We start from the raw sequence: 2,242 nt of genomic DNA, 5'->3' as shown, positions 1-2,242 counted from the left end.
GGCCGTGCGCGGGCCGCGGCCGTGCGCGGGCCGCCGGCGCCTGCTTCACGCCGTGCCGGCAGGTTGAGGCGTTGCGGGGCATGCGACAGAATGAAGTCCGTGACTAGCCAAATAGATTTCAGTGCCCCGCGTCTGGCGATCCTGGGCGGGGGCCCCGGCGGGTATGAGGCGGCCATGGTGGCCAACTCGCTCGGCGCCAAGGTGACCATCATTGAACGCAAGGGCCTCGGCGGTTCCGCCGTGCTGACCGATGTGGTGCCGTCCAAGACCCTGATCGCGACCGCCGACGCCATGCGGCGGGTCGCGAGTGCCCACGACCTCGGGGTCCGCTTCGATGAGGACTCCAACGCCGCCTACGCCGATCTGCGCACGGTCAACGACCGCCTGCTGAAGCTGGCCGAGAGCCAGTCGGCGGACATCCACCACGGGTTGGAGCGTGCCGGGGTGCGCGTCATCCTGGGCGAAGGCAAGCTCTCCGGCCCGAACACCATCTCGGTGTCGACGGAGACGAAGACCGAGACGATTGCAGCGGATGCCATCCTGGTGGCCACCGGCGCCACACCCCGCGAACTGTCCACGGCCAAGCCGGACGGTGAACGCATCTTCAACTGGACGCAGGTGTACAACCTCACCGAGATCCCGGAGCACCTTATCGTGGTCGGTTCGGGCGTGACGGGAGCCGAGTTCGCCTCTGCCTACCGCATGCTGGGCACCAAGGTCACCCTGGTCTCCTCGCGGGACCGCGTGCTGCCGGGCGAAGACGCCGACGCCGCCGAGGTGCTCGAAGACGTTTTCGCCCGCAGCGGCATGACCGTGCTGTCCAAGTCCCGCGCCGCCAGCGTGGAACGAACGGACGACGGCGTGCTGGTCACCTTGGCCGACGGCCGGGTGGTCGAGGGCTCGCACTGTCTGCTGGCCGTGGGCGGCGTTCCCAACACCGCCGGCATCGGGCTCGAAGAGGCCGGGGTGGCCCTGACCGAGGGCGGGCACATCAAGGTGGACGGCGTCTCGCGCACCACCGCGTCGAACATCTATGCTGCCGGCGACTGCACCGGCGTGCTGGCTTTGGCCTCGGTGGCCGCGATGCAAGGCCGCATCGCCGTGGCCCACCTGCTGGGCGACTACGTCAAGCCGCTGAAGCTCAAGCAGGTGGCGTCCAATATCTTCACCAGCCCGGAGATCGCCACCGTGGGGGTGACCGAGGAGGAAGTCGCCGCGGGAAAGTACCAGGGCGACATCATCAAACTCTCGCTCAATACCAACGCGCGGGCCAAGATGATGAACGTCTCCGACGGCTTCGTGAAAATCATTGCGCGGCGCGGTTCCGGCACGGTCATCGGGGGCGTGGTGGTGGCCCCGCGGGCTTCCGAACTGATCTTCCCCATCGCGCTGGCGGTGAGCCAGAAACTCCACGTGGACGATCTCGCCAACACGTTCACGGTGTACCCGTCGCTGACCGGTTCCATTTCCGAGGCGGCGAGGCGGCTGCACGTGCATCTCTAGGGCGGCACATTCTGCCGTCATTTCCCCGCTGATTATTTCGCCACATTGTCAGCTTCTGGGACTATGATCATCGAATAGCCATGTAATGAAACGATGAACCGAAGTCAGTCAGTTGGGGGAATAAGGATGAGCGAGCAGCGCACTGCCGTCATTGTGGAGGATGACCTGGACATCCGGGAGTTGATCTCGACGGTCCTGTCCAGTTCCGGGTTTACGGTGCACACCGCCTCCTCCGGAATGGAAGGCGTTGCCGCCATCAAGCGCCACAACCCCGATGTCGTCACCCTCGACCTCGGCCTGCCGGACATCGATGGCTTCGAGGTCGCGCGCCAGGTGCGCCGCTTCAGCGACACGTACATCATCATGCTCACCGCGCGCGCCGAAGAACTGGACACGCTGCTGGGCTTGGAGACCGGCGCGGATGACTACCTCACCAAGCCGTTCCGCCCCCGGGAACTGCGCGCCAGGATCACCGCGATGCTGCGTCGCCCGCGTACTACAAAGGGCAACGACGGCGGTCTGCCGGAGGACGTCGGGGCCCGCGGGGGTGCCCCGACGGGGCCGGCCCTGGCCGGCGCAGCTGCGGCAACTCAGGTGCCCGAACCCGTTCTGCAGGGAGCGGGGGTGGGTGCCGGAGGGCATCCCGGCCTGTCGCTGTCGACGTCCGGTGCCGTTTCGGCAGCGGCGCTCGCAGGAGGCGGCGGGGCACCGGCCTTCGCAGCCGAGACCGGCGCCGGGG

The 2,242-nt window shown here is 67.4% G+C and carries 2 protein-coding genes; both read left to right on the top strand.

Features of this window, described 5'->3' with window-relative positions; all coding sequences use genetic code 11:
- The first annotated feature begins 99 nt into the window (after positions 1–99).
- Positions 100–1,503 (top strand): NAD(P)H-quinone dehydrogenase, encoded by a 1,404-nt coding sequence (locus AC5RUH_RS16600; RefSeq protein WP_494129145.1) that lies wholly within the window; start codon positions 100–102, stop codon positions 1,501–1,503.
- 126 nt (positions 1,504–1,629) lie between these two features.
- Positions 1,630–2,242 (top strand): response regulator transcription factor (locus tag AC5RUH_RS16595; RefSeq protein WP_494129144.1); only part of this gene is annotated, 613 nt, incomplete at its 3' end.

The organism is Arthrobacter sp. Y3223166, from assembly GCF_059090935.1.
This window is presented reverse-complemented; position numbering and strand designations above follow the sequence as displayed.